This window comes from Scandinavium sp. (assembly GCF_051650185.1).
Taxonomy (GTDB): domain Bacteria; phylum Pseudomonadota; class Gammaproteobacteria; order Enterobacterales; family Enterobacteriaceae; genus Scandinavium.
Genome location: NZ_JBOFIN010000149.1, coordinates 1 through 13,320, shown reverse-complemented (window position 1 = coordinate 13,320; position 13,320 = coordinate 1). Strand labels below are relative to the sequence as shown.

The following is a 13,320-nucleotide window of genomic DNA, read 5'->3' as shown; positions in this document are numbered from 1 at the left end:
CCGGCGAAATATTCCGTTTCGCCACTGGCGCCCGCCTTAAACCTCTCTACGCTTAGTCAGGAACATTATAAAAAAAGCACCGTGAAAACGGGGCGTTACCTACCTGCACAGCATGGAGTCCCTTATGGCCCTCACGACGTTATTCGGCTCAACTTCAGCTTCACGTGACATCATTTCCCTTTCCGCCATTCGCCGCCGGGCAGATCGCCTGATTCTGGCGCTGGTCTGGATCCTGTGGGCGATTTCTGTGGTCTTTGGGCTGCTCACTGCACAAACGATCGTGGCACTGCCTGTCGCTTCGCTGCTGGCGGTACTCAGCACGGTTTCGTGTCTGGTGTTACCCGGCAAGCTGGCGACCCGTCTGCTGCTGGCCTTTATTCTGATGGCCTACTCTGCGCTGCTCATTCAATTGGGCGCGGGAGGGACGGAATACCACTTTTCCGTTTTTGTGTTGCTCTCTGCGCTGTTGGCCTGGCGTGACTGGAAGCCGCTGGTCGCAGGTGCGGCAGTGATTGCCGTTCATCATCTCGCCTTCAACTATCTGCAGGCCAAAGCGCTGTTCGGCATTGTTGTTTTTGAAATGGGGCCCGGCATTGAGATGGTGTTGATGCATGCGGTCTTCGTGGTGGCGCAAACCATTATTCTGGTGCTGATGGCACTGCGGATGGAGCAGGACGCGCGTTCTGCCAGTGAAGTGGCAAAGTTAGCCTCGGTGATTAACCGGGAGCCTGGGTGCCTGACGCTGACGGAAGCGCATCAGGCGAGTCATTCAAGTTTTGCCAAAACATTCAGCCTGACGCTTGGCACGATGCGCAGCACCCTGATGCAGGTGAGTCACAGCGTGTCTCAGATGCTCGAAGATGCCCAGACCTTACTGCTGCGAAATACCTCGCTTTCAGAAAGGACGGACAATCAGGCGCAGTCACTGGCGGTGGCGGCCTGCGCGATGGAACAGCTGGCGGGCGCTGCGGTGCAAACCAGTGAGAAAGCCAATGAGGCACGCGGGCTTGCGCTTCAGGCGAGCAATGTCGCCCAGCAAGGTGGCGAAAGTATTCGCGCGGCGATGGCGTCGATGGTGCATATCCGCGATGAGTCTCTGCGGATAAATGGCATTCTCGAACTGATTGATGGGATTGCCTTCCAGACCAATATTTTGTCGCTGAATGCGTCAGTGGAGGCGGCGAGAGCGGGTGTACATGGCAAAGGCTTTGCGGTTGTCGCCGCTGAAGTTCGTACGCTGGCGTTACGTTGCGAGAGTGCCGCGAAGGATATCCGCCAGTTGATAGCGGCGTCAGTGGAAAGTACTCAGCAGGGCGCAAATCAGGTTGAGCAGGCGGGGAAAACCATGCAGGTGATGATCGGCAGTATCGACAGCCTGCTGACGCTGGTTGAAGCGTTGTCGCTGATGAGCGAACAGCAACGGGCCAGCATTCTGCAAATTAACGGCAGCATTGCGAGCATTGATGCCAGCGTGCAGGAGAACGTGCAGCACGTGGCGCAGACCATGCAGGTGGCGCAGCAGCAGCAAAGGCAGACCGGGGAACTGAAGACCTCGATATCGGTCTTCAGGCTGGTGTAATCAACGGAGTTTATCGGGCGTCGGCGGGGTTTCTTCCGGCGCCACAATATTGACGCTGGCGGTGCGGCAGTTGCCGTCAGCGAGCTTTCTGGACAGGCGTAATGTGGCGACTTCACGAGCCAGCACGTGCTGGTAGCTGGCTTCTATGTGGGCAAGGATCTTCTCTTTGAGCTGCGGATTACGGGCAATAATTTCTGCCAGCGCCGCGCCGTAAATTTCTTCTTTTACCTGGAAGGCATAGATTTCGCGACGATACTGCCACTTCATGCGAACCAGCGAGGCCGGGATCGAGGTCAATGCTTTGGCAATCTCCTCAATGACGGCATTTTTCTCGTTTTTCAGTGCCTGAAGATTATGCTGCAGAATGACGGCATCGCTTTTTTGGTTATCTAAAGTCAACCTGACGTTATAATCATCGGGATCTTTCATTTTTTACTCAGCCTGGAAATCGTAAAAAAGCGATGCTGTTTTTTCACGCGTAATCAAATTAAGCCAAATTTCATTTCCGGCTTCATTAATTTTTTCGGTTTGTTCGGCAATAATTTGACTTAATTCCTGACTGTCAATTTCCGCTTCCAATTGCAGATCGTTAAGCACCCGCGCATAGGCTTCGATTTTGGCAACCCGAAACAGCCTGTCCTTTATATGACGGTCGCGTTCTTCCAGCAGCATATTGCGTGACTGGCCGTTACGACCCGGCGCCGCTAATATATCTGCCTCATGATTTTCGAGCGATATCTTGCCCTGAGCTAAATCAACATCATTTTCTGCTTCCCCGGTAGAGGGCTCCGTATGGGCAATATGAAAGCGGGCCGGGATCAGCGATTCGGGTATCATGGCTGATGTCCTTTTAGTTCAACAGGATAAGGGCAATAAAGGTGTGAGGTTCGTTGACAATATCATGGCGTAATTTTAAAATCAAAAAAAATGGAGTCCACCATGAACAGTATTATCTATTTTGTGATAGCACTGCTATTACTGACGGCTGTTATTCTATTCGTTATCTCTGGTCTGTTTAAAAAAGAGGTGGTGGAAGAAAAAACGCCACCTCAGTCAGTAAAACCCATGAGTAAAGAAGAAGGTGAAGACCATTTTTCGATGCTGATGAATGCGATTACGCCCGTGTGGTACTGGCGGGTTAACCACGAATATATCGACTTTCTGCATGCGACAATTAAGCGCATGAATATTGCGGATTTAAATGCCACCGAGGGATTATTTGAGGCGCAGCGACGTTGCAGCGATCTCAATTCAGCGGTGTATAAATATTATGACAATATAAAGAAACGCTGCCTGAACGGGGAGAAAGTGCCTCGCGGTGATTTGGATGTGCTTAACCTTCAGCAGTGTTTCCGTGAGTTTAGCCTCAACGCCTACCCGGCGCTGGTCGTCCTGGTGTGGCCGGAGTTTCAGCGTCCGGTAGTGGACCCGCTGGAGGTTTGAGTGTTTCGCCGGGCGGCACGGCATTGACCTTGAAGACCCGGTAAGCCTGCGGGCAGGTTATCGTCTACTCCACCGAGAGCGAAATCAGCGTCTGCCCAATGGCCGCGCCATTCTTGCCGGTGTGCTTTATCTGATACATCGACGTGTCTGCGCGAAGCAGCGCGCCACTAAAATCATCCTCTTCATGCACTTCGTTGATGCCAATAGAAGCGCCCACCGAGGCAGTGCCGCTGGCAAGTTCAAACGGCGTCAGGGCTGCGCGCAGGCAATTATGCGCCGTGCTCCAGACCAACAGGCTATTCAGCGAAAAAGGCAACAGCAGGACAAATTCATCGCCGCCAAGGCGACCAACCACCGAACCCGGCGGGCAGGCTTCGCGCAGGCGCTGGCTGAGCTGGATAAGCAGTTCGTCACCACACCGGTGCCCGAATCTGTCATTCACCGCTTTGAAATCATCCAGATCGATAAACGCCACACACATCGCTTCATCTTCCTGCATGCGGGTGAAGTGCTTCAGCAACGCATGGCGGTTCGCCAGCCCGGTCAACGGGTCGTGGTTGGCGAGCAGCGAGAGCTGTTCCTCATACTGCTTCTCTTTGGTCATGTCGATATGCGTGCCGGTCACTTTCAACGGTTTTCCGTCCGCATCCCACTCGCTGACACGACCTCGATCCAACACCCAGGTGATGGTGCCGTTGCTGTGCAGCATCCGGTGCAGGGCTTCATAGTACGGCGCTTTGCCGTCGAGATGATCGTAGAACGCGTCCAGCACCCGCTGTTTGTCTTCCGGATGCAGGTGTTCGCGCCACACTTCGAAATTCGCACTCAGGGCTTTCGGCTGATAGCCCAGCATCGCCCCCCAGCGGCGATTGAAAATAATCAATTTCCCGCTGGGAATGTCCAGTTGCCACAAACAGAGGCCCGTCCCGTCCAGCGCAGCGCTCAGCTTGCTTTTGGCATCACGGGCGATGCGCAGCAGCCGGGCGTTGTGCTTTTTCAGGTTCTGGATCTGTTGTTTCAGCGCGATTTCAGACATTTATATGCCATATGTCAGGGTGAGACATATTCATACTAATAATGTATTGACGTGTAAATATCGTGTGAGAAAAAAGTGACCGGACGATGACGCCCGGTCGGAAGGAATTATCCCTGGCGCTTATCTTCGGTGTTGGTGTCGAAGTCACTTGCCGAGTGGCGTTCATGCAGCTGTTCGTTCAACGGCCCCTGCGCGCGGTTAACAATTCGGCCACGTTTGACGGCCGGACGGTTGCCGACATCCTGCGCCCAACGCAGAACATTTTTATAACTGTTCGCATCGAGGAATTCAGCAGCGTTATACACCGCGCCCAGCACCACGTTGCCATACCACGGCCAGATAGCCATATCGGCGATGCTGTACTCTTCGCCCGCCACGTAGCGGTTTTTCGCCAGCTGCTTATCCAGCACGTCGAGTTGACGTTTGGCTTCCATCGTAAAGCGATCGATCGCGTACTCGATTTTCACCGGCGCATAGTTATAGAAGTGGCCGAACCCGCCGCCGAGGAACGGGGCTGCGCCCTGCAACCAGAACAGCCAGTTCAACGCTTCGGTGCGCCCAGCCGGATCTTTTGGCAGGAAGTGGCCAAATTTCTCAGCCAGATACAGCAGGATCGAACCGGATTCAAACACCCGCAGCGGTGGCGTGACGGAATGATCGCTCAGCGCGGGGATCTTAGAGTTGGGGTTGACGTCGACAAAGCCGCTGGAGAACTGATCGCCTTCGCCAATGCGGATCATCCACGCATCGTATTCTGCGCCCGTGACGCAGAGCACCAGCAGCTCTTCCAGCATGATAGTGACTTTCTGCCCGTTCGGCGTGCCGAGGGAATAAAGCTGCAAAGGATGCGTGCCAACCGGCAGCTCCTTGTCATGCGTCGGGCCAGACACCGGACGGTTGATGTTGGCGAACGCGCCGCCATTGTTGTTTTGCTTCCACTCCCAGACTTTCGGAGGCTGATAGCTAGGGTCAGACATATGAGTACCTGGTTTGTTGGTTGAAGTATTGACCGAGTGTAGCAGGTGACACCTGCCATCTTTAACATTCAGCGGCGTGATATCGCTAACGGCTTATTTTAAAAACATCTTACATAGATCAATTTGGATATAAGCTTAAACGAAAATCGCATTTCAGTTTGTGCGGGAATCTCTCCAATATGCCCTGAGTCCTGCGCACCTTCGCAGAGCAAAAAATAATAAATCCTTTGATGGCAAGGAGTTAGTAAAGTATGCGCAAGTTGGTTTTTTCCGCCGCGATGATCTCGCTGGCTCTCGGTCTCGCGGGATGCGACGACGCTAAAAATAATGACACCGCCAATGCCCCAGCCGCGAATCAAAACGCCGCGCCTAAAGACGGTGGCTCCCTGATTATTGGCATTACTTCCGGCGACCCGCTGGCGGTGAACCCTATTTATGCCAGCGACCGCACCACGCTGACCATTATGCAGGCGCTGTACGCCCCGCTCTTTAGCTATAACGAAGGCAAAATCGAGTGGGGTCTGGCAGAAAGCCTGACGCCTTCCGCCGATAACCTGAGCTACACCCTGAAGCTGAAGCCAAACCTCAAATGGCAGGATGGCCAACCGCTGACCGCCGACGATGTGGTCTTTACCTTCAATAAGCTGCTGGATGACAAACAGCACAGCTTCTTCCGCAGCATGTTCATGTTTGGCGGCAAGCCAGTGCAGGTCAGCAAAGTCGACGATCTGACCATCAAATTTACGCTGCCGCAGGTGAGCGCTGCATTTGTCGGCACTTTAGTGCAGATCTATCCGATCCCACAGCATGTGTTCGCTAACGAAAGCGATCTGGAAAAGAGCAGCAAAAACGATGCGCCGGTGGGCTCCGGGCCGTTCAAATTTAAAGAGTATCGCGCAGGGCAGTATTACTCACTGACGCGTTTTGACGATTACTGGAACGGCAAACCGAAGCTGGATTCCGTCACCTACCGTTTCGCGAAAGACAGCAACTCGGCCAATCTTGCGCTGCAAAACGGTGAGATCAACATGAAGATGGTCGACCCGCAGGACGTGTCGCGCCTGAAAAACACCGGCAAATTCGACTTCGTGGTTTATCCGGAAGGGCGTCTGGCGTACATGACCTTCAACCAGAACGTGCCGGTGATGCAGAGTAAAGATCTGCGCCAGGCCATCGCTTATGCCATCAATAAAGACGATCTGGTGACGACGGCGTTTACTTCACAGGATTACGCGAAGCCTGCGACCTCCTTCCTGACGCCAGACACGCTGTATCATTCTGACGATGTGGATCAGTACAAATTCGATCTGCAAAAAGCCAAAGATTTGCTGAAAGCTTCCGGCGCACCTGCTGATCTGAAACTGCGTCTGGCTTACGTCAACACCAACAAAACCCAGGAGAGCATGAGCCTCTATATTCAGCAGCAGCTGAAGGCGCTCGGGGTGAACGTTGAGCTGATGCCGCTGGATTCTAACGCGATGTCGCAGCGTAGCCTCGACATGAAAAACACCGCCTGGGATCTGAACCTCGGTGGCTACATCATGGGCCCGGAGCCGGACGGCTATAAGTCGCTGTTTATGAGCAACGAAGCTTATAACTATGCGCACTATAAAAATCCGCAGTTCGATGCCCTGTGGGATCAAGGCGCGGTTGAAACTGATGCGACCAAACGCGCGGCTATCTACAAACAAATTCAGCAAACCGTAGCCACTGACATGACCTATTACCCGATTGCCTACACCAACGCGACCGTCGCGGTCGACAAGCGTTTTGGCGGCACTCAGGAAGCCGAACCGAAACCGGTTTATATGTTCCAGGACTTGTCGAAAATCTATCAAAAATAAAATTCTGTGCCGGGAAATCCCCTCTCCCTAACCCTCTCCCAAAGGGAGAGGGCAGGGGAGAGGGGGTAAACACACCGTGCATTTTGTAAAGGGAATGTCGTGAATCCAATGCTTTTGCGTCGGCTGCTGCAACTGCTGCCGATGCTTTTCTTTATCTCACTGGTAGCGTTTCTGCTGGTGAAACTTGCGCCAGGCGATCCGGTGCAAGCTTATGTCACGCCGCGTATGGCGCCGGAGGATATCGAGCGTATCCGCCACAGCCTCGGGCTCGATCAGCCGCTCACCACGCAATATTTCTTATGGCTGAAAAACGTCTTTCGTGGCGATCTCGGCTATTCGCTTATCTATCATCGCCCGGTGCTGGAGATGATCGCCGAGCGCATTCCGGCCACGCTTGGCTTGATGGGTGCGTCGTTGATTCTGGCTATTCTTCTCGCCGTGCCGCTGGGCCTGTTGGCTGGCGCGTTTAAACACCGCTGGCTCGATCACTTCCTGAATCTGTTTGCCTATATCGGGATATCGGTGCCGATTTTCTGGTTTGGCATCCTGCTGATCACCGTCTTTGCTGTGCAAGTAAACTGGTTACCGAGCATGGGCATGCGCACCATCGGGGTGGAAGATAACTGGCTGGACGTGGTGCGCCACGGCATTCTGCCGTGCATCGCGTTAACCTTTTACAACCTCTCCAACTACGTGCGCTATGTGCGCTCGAACACCATCAGCCAATTGTCGGCGGATTACGTACAGACGCAGCTTGCCTATGGCGCGACGTACCGCACCATCCTGTTTCGCCATGTATTGAAAAACGTGCTGTTGCCGGTGATCACGCTGTTTGGCTTGTCCTTTGGCGAACTGATCGTCGGGGCGTACGTCACCGAAAGCGTGTTCTCCTGGCCGGGCATGGGCCTGCTGGGGATCCAGGCGATCACCTCGCTGGATTACCCGCTGATCATGGCGATCATCCTGCTGTCGTCGCTGATGCTGATCGTCGGCAACCTGGTGGCGGATCTGCTGTATCGCTTCGCCGATCCCCGTATTCGTACCTTGAGGTAACCGACGATGAGCAGACGCTGGCAAAACGTTCGCCACCAGCTACGCCGCAATCGTCCGGCGCAGTTCTCTCTTCTGGTGTTGTTTATTTTTATTCTCGCGGCGCTATCAGCGGGATTGAGCCCTTACGATCCCGATCACATGTCGCTTGCCGCTCGCATGCTGCCGCCTGATGCGGCGCACTGGTTTGGCACCGATGAATACGGGCGTGATTATTTAACCCGCGCGCTGTACGGCGGGCAGATTTCATTGATGGTCGGGTTTTTAGTGATGCTGTTTTCCACCCTGATTGGCACGCTGGTCGGTACGCTTAGCGGCTATTTTGGCGGGTGGATCGATAACCTGATGATGCGCCTGGTCGATATCCTGCTGGCTATCCCGGCCTTCTTCCTGCTGCTGGTGCTCAATGCGTACCTCAAGCCCGGCGTGGAAAGCATCATTCTGATCATCAGCCTGCTGACGTGGATGAACATGTCGCGTATGATCCGCGCTGAAACGCTGACCGTGAAAGAGCGCGAATACGTGTTGTACGCTCGCGCATCCGGGGAGCACCCTTTGCGGATCATCGTGCGTCACATCATTCCTGGCGTGCTGCCGACTATCATCGTGGCCGCCACGCTGAACATCGCTTCGGCCATTCTGATGGAATCGACGCTCAGCTTCCTTGGGCTTGGCGTGCAGCAACCTGCTGCTTCGTGGGGAAGTATGCTCAACAATGCTCAGTCGTACATTGGCGAAGCCTCATGGCTGGCGATGTTCCCGGGCATTCTTATCCTGCTGACGGTATTCAGTTTTAACGTGCTGGGCGATGTGTTCCGTACCGCCTTTGAGCCGGGAGCGAATCGCGATGCCTAACTTACTTGAGCTTGAGGAACTGAAAACCTCCTTTTTTACCCGCGACGGAGAAGTGCATTCGGTTCGCGGCGTGAGCTTTGCGCTGCAATCAGGTGAACTGGTCGGTATCGTCGGGGAATCGGGCTGTGGCAAAAGTGTGACCTGCAAATCGGTGATTCAGCTACTGGGCAACAACGGCAAAATCACTGGCGGGCGCGTGCAGTTTCGCGGGGAAGATCTGGCCCGGAAAACGCCGGAGCAGATGCGCCGCATTCGCGGCAATGACATCGCCATGATTTTCCAGGATCCGATGACGGCGCTGAACCCGGTGTTGACCATTGGTCGTCAGATGACGGAAATCCTGATCCGCAATAAAGGTTTGAGTAAGCGCGAGGCAAAAACCAAAGCCATCGAGATGCTTGGGCGGGTCGGCATTGCCGATGCGGAGCGTCGCTTCGATCAGTACCCGCATGAATTCAGCGGCGGGATGCGCCAGCGCGTGATGATTGCCATTGCGCTGTCGTGCGATCCTGAATTGCTGATTGCCGATGAGCCGACGACTGCGCTGGATGTCACCATTCAGGCGCAAATCTTGCGTTTGCTGAAAACCTTGCAGCAGGAAACCGGCACCGCCATTCTGCTTATCACCCATGATCTCGGCGTGGTGGCGCAGGTCTGTAGTCGGGTGGTGGTGATGTACGGTGGCCTGGTGATGGAAGAGGGCAGCGTCGAAGATATTTTCTGGCGGCCTGCACATCCTTATACGCGTGGATTACTGGCCTCGCTGCCACGCGCGGACGATCCGGAACATCGCCTGTCGCCCATTGAAGGCTCACCGCCGGGGTTGCTCAACCCGCCTTTGGGGTGTCCGTTTGCCGAACGCTGCCCGCAGCGGATGCCGCAATGCGACAAACAACCTCCTTTTTACTCACGTGGCGAAGGCCATCGAACGGCTTGCTGGCTATGGCAGGATAAGGAGCATCAGGCATGAGCAACGCACCATTAATCAGCGTTCGCGAGCTGCGAAAGCATTACGCCCTGAACGGCGGCTGGCTGCGCAAAGGGAAAGCTGTCAGAGCGGTGGATGGCGTCAGTTTCGATATTTTGCCCGGCGAAACGTTCGGCCTGGTGGGGGAATCCGGCTGCGGGAAATCAACGCTCGGTCGCGCCATTTTGCGTCTGTTCGATGTGACTTCTGGTGAGATTACGTTCGCCGGGCAGGAGATAGCCCACGCGTCGGAGAAAACGCTTAAGCCGCTGCGCCGCAGAATGCAGGCGATTTTCCAGGACCCGTATTCCTCGCTCAATCCCGGCATGACGGTACAGCAACTGGTCGCCGAGCCGATGAACATTCACGGCTACAGCGCACAGGCCCAGCGCGAACGGGCCGAGGAACTGCTTTATAAAGTTGGGCTTAAGCAGGAGCATTTGCAGCGCTTCCCGCATGAGTTCAGCGGTGGCCAGCGTCAGCGTATCAGCATTGCGCGGGCGTTGTCGGTTCGCCCGGAGTTTGTGCTGTGTGACGAACCGCTGTCGGCGCTGGACGTGTCAGTCCAGGCTCAGGTGGTGAACATTTTGCAGGATTTGCAGCAGGAGCTGGGGCTGACTTACCTGTTTATCGCCCACGACCTGTCGATGGTGCGACATATTTCCAGCCGCATCGGGGTGATGTATCTCGGTAAGCTGGTGGAGATTGCAGAGGCCGGTGAGCTCTACACGCATCCTGCGCATCCTTATACCCGAGCGCTTTTAGCTTCCGTGCCGCAGCCCGATCCGCGTGTGCGTCACCTGGAGGTTGGCGGCCTGAAAGGGGACATTCCGGGCCCAACGGCTGACATGAGCGGCTGTCGTTTTTGCAGCCGTTGCCCACACGCGATGCCGGTTTGTCAGCAGCAGGAACCGCCGATGCAGGAGATTGCCCCGCGTCATTTTGCCGCCTGCTGGTTGTTTAAGGGGTAAAAAAAGCGGGAGGCGTATACGTCTCCCGCCGCAGCGGTTATAGCATCTGAAAAATGAGTGAGATAACCATGCCGAAGGTTAATCCATAAATCCAGTTACTCTGCGCCACGCTCCGCACTCTTTTCTGCGTGAGGATTGTGACGTTCTCCAGTTCCCGACGAGCGGTTCTGGCGGAAGAAACATGGTGGTGGATAATATCCTTTGAACAGTGCCGAAAGCGTGCGATGTCGTCCCGAATAAACTCATCGACAACGCCCTTGTTGACTTTGAGTTCGCGAACAATTCCTTCGAGCATTTTTTCCATTCCTTTCACGCGAAGGACAACATCATCTTCCCTTTCCATTGGCAGCATCATTCCGTTCCGTATTCCATAGATAAAAAGCCCGGGAAGGTGATCCATTTTCCCGCTGAATATCATCTACCTGGCATCACGGTGAAGCAAATGGATAAAGATTAATTATCCTGAAGTGCCAGAGGGGGAGGTGTATGATTAACTCACTTATGCCAGAAAGCTGGCAAGGTGCAGACGACGATAACGGCACGTCAAACAGCCGCCTGCTTCCGTGAACTGAATAATTAGGTTGGAAGAATGAGTACAGGTATGTCCAGCAGTGATGCTCCTTTTGGAACGTTGTTAGGTTACGCGCCGGGAGGCGTGGCGATTTACTCCTCGAATTACAGCAGCCTGGGCGATGGCTTCTCCCACGGTGATGCCTCCTTTCGAAGCTATATCGACAATGAATATATGGGCCACAAATGGCAGTGCGTGGAGTTTGCCCGCCGCTTCCTGTTTTTGACCTACGGTTTTGTCTTCACCGATGTCGGTATGGCGTATGAAATCTTCTCACTGCGTTTTCTGCGTCAGGTAGTGAATGACAATCTGCTGCCACTTCAGGCCTTTGCGAATGGCTCAAAGCGTAAGCCGACTGCGGGCGCTTTGCTTATCTGGCAAAAAGGCGGCGAGTTTAACGAGACCGGGCATGTGGCGGTGATCACTCAGCTTATCGGCGATAAAGTCCGTGTGGCTGAACAAAACGTCATTCATCATCCGCTGCCGCAGGGCCAGCAGTGGACGCGCGAGCTGACGCTGGTGGTGAAAGACGGCTGCTACGTCATTGAAGACACCTTCGATGACACCACCATACTCGGCTGGATGATTCAGACCGACGACACCGAATACAGCCTGCCGCAGCCGGCTCTGCCGGGGAAGGCATTGAACATTCAGGGTGCTCGTCTGGAAAACAAAGGTCAGTTCGAAGGCAAATGGCTGAACGAGCAGGAACCGCTGCTGGCGGCTTATGTTCGCGCCAACGGGCACTTTATCAATAAAGATCCGTGCCAGTATTTCACTATTACGGAATGCGCCGAACAGGAGCTGATTAAAGCCACCAACGAGCTGCACCTGATGTATCTGCACGCCACGGATAAAGTCATGAAAGATGACAATCTGCTGGCGCTGTTTGATATCCCGAAAATTCTCTGGCCTCGTTTGCGTCTCTCCTGGCAGCGCCGTCGTCACGATATGATCACCGGGCGCATGGATTTCTGCATGGATGAGCGCGGGCTGAAGGTGTACGAATACAACGCCGATTCTGCCTCGTGTCATACCGAAGGTGGGCTGATCCTGGAGCAATGGGCAAAAACGGGCTACCAGGGGAAAGGCTTTAATCCGTCCGAAGAGTTGCTCAGTGAATTGATTGGGGCCTGGAAGCACAGCTCTGCCCGTCCATTTGTGCACATCATGCAGGACAAAGATCTTGAAGAGAACTATCACGCGCGCTTTATGCAACGGGCGCTGACGGATGCGGGCTTTGAAAGCAAAATTCTCTACGGCCTGGATGAGTTGCGCTGGGATGCCGCCGGGCAGTTGATTGACGGTGACGGGCGAGCGGTTAACTGCGTCTGGAAAACCTGGGCATGGGAAACCGCGATTGAGCAGGTGCGTGAAGTCAGCGAAACCGAATTTGCTGCGGTGCCGATTCGTACCGGGCATCCGCAAAATGAAGTTCGCCTGATTGACGTGTTGCTGCGCCCGGAAGTGATGGTGTTCGAGCCGCTGTGGACAGTGGTGCCGGGCAACAAAGCTATTCTGCCGGTACTGTGGCAGCTCTTCCCGCACCACCGTTATCTGCTGAATACCGACTTTGAAGTGAACGAGGAGCTGGCGAAAACGGGCTATGCCGTCAAACCCATTTCCGGGCGCTGCGGCAGTAATATCGACCTGGTGAGCCACGACGAGGAGTTGCTGGATCAAAGCTCAGGTAAATTTGTCGACCGCAAAAACATCTATCAGCAGTTGTGGTGTTTGCCGAACGTGGCTGGGAAGTACATTCAGGTGTGCACCTTTACCGTCGGCGGCAATTATGGCGGCACCTGCCTGCGGGGTGATGACTCGCTGGTGATTAAAAAAGAGAGTGATATTGAGCCGTTGATAGTGGAAAAAACGCGCTGAGTCTCTGTTGCCGGGTGGCGCTGACGCTTACCCGGCCTACCAGACCTTCCCCGTTGGCCCGCACCGCCGGGCTTTTAATCCGCTGATTCAAAACAAATTATAATTTTTTCAAAATAAAATTTAATTCGCTGCTCCGCCGTGTCGTT

Annotated in this window: 13 protein-coding genes; 8 read left to right on the top strand and 5 right to left on the bottom strand. The window is 54.4% G+C overall.

The window, feature by feature from the left end:
- Window positions 1–124: 124 nt before the first annotated feature.
- Window positions 125–1,579 carry a methyl-accepting chemotaxis protein gene (locus ACRCWW_RS21075; protein WP_438684149.1) on the top strand — a complete coding sequence of 485 codons (1,455 nt, stop codon included), beginning with the start codon at window positions 125–127 and terminating at the stop codon, window positions 1,577–1,579.
- Here the strand turns inward: ACRCWW_RS21075 and ACRCWW_RS21070 are convergent, their stop codons facing one another.
- The gene (locus ACRCWW_RS21070; RefSeq protein WP_438684148.1) at window positions 1,580–2,008 is read right to left on the bottom strand and encodes a cytoplasmic protein; all 429 of its coding nucleotides are present in this window, start codon (window positions 2,006–2,008) and stop codon (window positions 1,580–1,582) included. It lies immediately after the preceding gene.
- A gap of 3 nt (window positions 2,009–2,011) precedes the next feature.
- Window positions 2,012–2,416: a hypothetical protein gene (locus tag ACRCWW_RS21065; protein ID WP_438684147.1), complete on the bottom strand. Its 405-nt coding sequence runs from the start codon at window positions 2,414–2,416 to the stop codon at window positions 2,012–2,014.
- A 102-nt stretch (window positions 2,417–2,518) separates the two neighbouring features.
- Between ACRCWW_RS21065 and ACRCWW_RS21060 the strand changes: the two genes are divergently transcribed.
- A complete protein-coding gene (locus ACRCWW_RS21060; protein ID WP_438684146.1) occupies window positions 2,519–3,022 on the top strand; it encodes an ESA_00282 family adhesion-associated protein in 504 nt (167 codons plus the stop codon).
- A gap of 64 nt (window positions 3,023–3,086) precedes the next feature.
- Here ACRCWW_RS21060 and ACRCWW_RS21055 read toward each other — a convergent pair whose 3' ends face one another.
- Together ACRCWW_RS21055 and yghU are read right to left on the bottom strand one after the other, a co-directional pair.
- Window positions 3,087–4,058, bottom strand: coding sequence for a diguanylate cyclase domain-containing protein (locus ACRCWW_RS21055; RefSeq protein WP_438684145.1), 972 nt, complete (start codon window positions 4,056–4,058; stop codon window positions 3,087–3,089).
- A gap of 107 nt (window positions 4,059–4,165) precedes the next feature.
- A complete protein-coding gene (gene yghU, locus ACRCWW_RS21050; RefSeq protein WP_438684144.1) occupies window positions 4,166–5,035 on the bottom strand; it encodes a glutathione-dependent disulfide-bond oxidoreductase in 870 nt (289 codons plus the stop codon).
- A 251-nt stretch (window positions 5,036–5,286) separates the two neighbouring features.
- Between yghU and ACRCWW_RS21045 the strand changes: the two genes are divergently transcribed.
- From ACRCWW_RS21045 to ACRCWW_RS21025, 5 genes are all read left to right on the top strand, one after another.
- Window positions 5,287–6,879: an ABC transporter substrate-binding protein gene (locus ACRCWW_RS21045; protein ID WP_438684143.1), complete on the top strand. Its 1,593-nt coding sequence runs from the start codon at window positions 5,287–5,289 to the stop codon at window positions 6,877–6,879.
- Window positions 6,880–6,987: 108 nt separating this feature from the next.
- Entirely contained in the window at window positions 6,988–7,932 is a 945-nt protein-coding gene (locus ACRCWW_RS21040; protein ID WP_438684167.1) for an ABC transporter permease, read from the top strand.
- A gap of 6 nt (window positions 7,933–7,938) precedes the next feature.
- Window positions 7,939–8,784, top strand: coding sequence for an ABC transporter permease (locus ACRCWW_RS21035; RefSeq protein WP_438684142.1), 846 nt, complete (start codon window positions 7,939–7,941; stop codon window positions 8,782–8,784).
- Window positions 8,777–9,754: an ABC transporter ATP-binding protein gene (locus tag ACRCWW_RS21030; RefSeq protein WP_438684141.1), complete on the top strand. Its 978-nt coding sequence runs from the start codon at window positions 8,777–8,779 to the stop codon at window positions 9,752–9,754. The genes ACRCWW_RS21035 and ACRCWW_RS21030 overlap by 8 nt, the downstream gene beginning before the upstream one ends.
- Entirely contained in the window at window positions 9,751–10,722 is a 972-nt protein-coding gene (locus ACRCWW_RS21025) for an ABC transporter ATP-binding protein (RefSeq protein WP_438684140.1), read from the top strand. Before ACRCWW_RS21030 ends, ACRCWW_RS21025 begins: the two co-directional genes overlap by 4 nt.
- Before the next feature lie 37 nt (window positions 10,723–10,759).
- On the opposite strand, the gene ACRCWW_RS21020 is transcribed toward ACRCWW_RS21025, so the two are convergent.
- Window positions 10,760–11,077 (bottom strand): hypothetical protein, encoded by a 318-nt coding sequence (locus ACRCWW_RS21020; RefSeq protein ID WP_438684139.1) that lies wholly within the window; start codon window positions 11,075–11,077, stop codon window positions 10,760–10,762.
- A gap of 234 nt (window positions 11,078–11,311) precedes the next feature.
- Here ACRCWW_RS21020 and gss point away from each other — a divergent pair, with 234 nt between their 5' ends.
- Complete coding sequence (gene gss / locus ACRCWW_RS21015; protein WP_438684138.1) at window positions 11,312–13,174, top strand: bifunctional glutathionylspermidine amidase/synthase; 1,863 nt, start codon at window positions 11,312–11,314, stop codon at window positions 13,172–13,174.
- The last annotated feature ends 146 nt before the right edge of the window (window positions 13,175–13,320 follow it).